This is a genomic window from Photorhabdus sp. RM322S (assembly GCF_042879395.1).
Lineage (GTDB): Bacteria > Pseudomonadota > Gammaproteobacteria > Enterobacterales > Enterobacteriaceae > Photorhabdus > Photorhabdus khanii.
Genome location: NZ_JBHFKW010000106.1, coordinates 1 through 2,492, shown reverse-complemented (window position 1 = coordinate 2,492; position 2,492 = coordinate 1). Strand labels below are relative to the sequence as shown.

The following is a 2,492-nucleotide window of genomic DNA, read 5'->3' as shown; positions in this document are numbered from 1 at the left end:
TACGTGTTGCGAGATCATAAAAATCAAAAGTCTTAAACCCTTCGGGTAACCGAGTACCTTTTGGCATCTGCGTAGCAACAAAATCCTCAAAAGGATATCCCTGCTTATAATTACCTTCTCCCCACGCCATTTGGGTTTTGCTACCGTCTTTTTCTACCCGATACACATGACGGATGTCTACTGTTGGATGCGGCTCTTTTGAGATGACTTTCGATAATTTAGCTGTGGCAGATGTAGACCCTTTGACTGCGCCAAAGCCCCCGCCTGCCATACTGGCTATTCCGGTGACCAGTTTTCCTATCTCCAGACCCGCATTATAGGCCCCTTCTGGCCCCGCTTTTTCATATTCGGCTTTGACAACATCAAGCTGCTTGAGATAACCCTCCTTTGTCGCTTGCCAGATAAAGCCGGGCATATCCTCCTGAATCAACAGTGTCCTAAGCGATTCAATAACTTCCGAAGGATTAGATACCGCTCCGACAATGGCCATCACACTATCATAAAGTTCTGATGGAATACCGGAGATAAAGCCCGCGGCTAAAGAGCCGTCTTGCGTATTACTAATCAAGCCCCATTTAGCAAAAATTTGCGCCTTTTTCAGGTAGTTAGACTCGGCAGCAAGCTCTTTTTCCATCAATTCTTGTTGATGATGTGCAAGATAATTATACCGGAAAGTATTTTCAGCACTGTTTGCTCCGCTGTAAGCACCGTCTGCTTTACCGGTAAATACTGCCCCGGCAAAGCCACCTAAAGCACGGGCAATTTGTGCTTGTTGTTCTGATGTTTTTTGCCATTTTTCAGCCTTGATGAGATTATCCCCCATCATCACACCAGCCAGTTCTGCCGCTAAAGCCCCCGCCATTGCACCTTTGACATTTCCCCGACCAATTTCAGCACTGATCCCTGCTACAACTACGTGGCTCAACGTTTTACCCGGCACGCCCAGTACTTCGCCATTATCACCAATCAATCTGGCCCCTTCCGCATTAATCTGGCTGCCAATATTAGACAGCAAAGCCGCGGTGAAATTATCTTTAAAGCTGCCGCCATTAATCGTTGTCCCCAAGGTGGCACTGATGATGGACTGGCCCGCGACCCGTTGAGCCACTTTGCTCCAGTCGCCGTTGCTCAGGGAAGGTAATTTTGCCTTTGATGGATCTAGTTTTGCGCCATTTGCTGCGTTATCCCATCCCATCACGTTATCAAAGCCCGCCAGTGCGCCGCTAATGACCATTGAAGTCAGAGTGGATTTAACGGTGTTACTGCTTCCCATCGCCTTTAAGGTTTTGGACAAGTCACCCTGATTATCCACCAGAGCAACCGCCGCCTGAGAGGCCAGAGCCGCCATGCCGGAAGCCGTCGCGCCGTAAGCCATTGAACCCACGGTAGCGGCGGTACTGGCGGTAGCCCCCGCTGCCGTCGCCGCTGAACCTGCCGTGCCTGCGGCTGATCCGGCCACCGAAGCCGTTATGCCTGCGCCTGCCGTCACGGTGGCGACAGCAATCGCTATCACCGCCGAAACCACCGGATTCAGGTGCTGGCTTTTATAATCCCAACTGTCATAAGCATCTTTAACTAAGTTCCATTGCACATCCTGACGTTCATTGAGGCCTTTCAGCCAGGCGGTTTCCGGGGTATTACCGAAGACGGAGACGGCATTTTGTAATGACTGACCATTTTTAGCTTTAATGTCCGCGCTGATACCGTTGGCGGTCTCTACAGTGAGTTTTCCACCGAGATGAATAGCCGGAAGCACCCAGGTATTTTCGGTGTAGCCTTTATCTGTCTGCTTGATGTAGAACCCTTTGGAATGGGTAATCGTTTGCGCAAAGGTGCTGTTGTTTACCGCCTTAAAATTAACCTGACCGTGCGTACTGGTCAGTTTAGCATTTTGATGGGTGGTGATTTTGCTGGCTTCATAGGTGCTGTCATCCCGGCTTAACAGGTTAATATCGCCGCCGGCGGTAAATTCAGTGACTTTGTTGGTGACATCATGACGAGTACGTGTGGTGGTTTTCTTCTTGCCATACCACCGGCGTTTGGTCTCGGTTTTCTCATAGTGACTGGATTCTTCCATCGCCTGAGCGTACAGATAGCCGCCTTGTGCCGCGATATCCATGGCCCCTTTGGCCGCCAGTTGGGTGGCCTGGAAAAGAATGCTGCCGTTTGAGATAACCGTGAGTACACCGCCGCTGGTCAGTTCAGTGCCTTGTTGAGTCACTGATCCGGTGAATTCCCGGTTACCTTCCCGGTAGGTGTGGTTCTGCACCGATTCAAAACGCATATTGCCGCCGGAGGAGAGGGTGACATCACCATCAGAAGTCAATTGAGCACCCGCAGTGGTTAGGGTGCCATTTGCTGCTATCGTCAGTTTTTTATCACCCCGGACTTGAGCAATAATATGTCGGTCATCCTTGCTGTTATCATTAGCCGGGTTAATGACAGAATAAGCCAGGGAAGGGAATGTGATATTTCTTCCTGCGGATAATAAT

General features: G+C 50.1%; 1 protein-coding gene. It reads right to left on the bottom strand.

The genetic code is table 11. The features are described from left to right. A partial coding sequence (locus ACGF63_RS22695; protein WP_387633338.1) for a DUF637 domain-containing protein occupies positions 1-2,492 on the bottom strand: 2,492 nt, incomplete at both ends.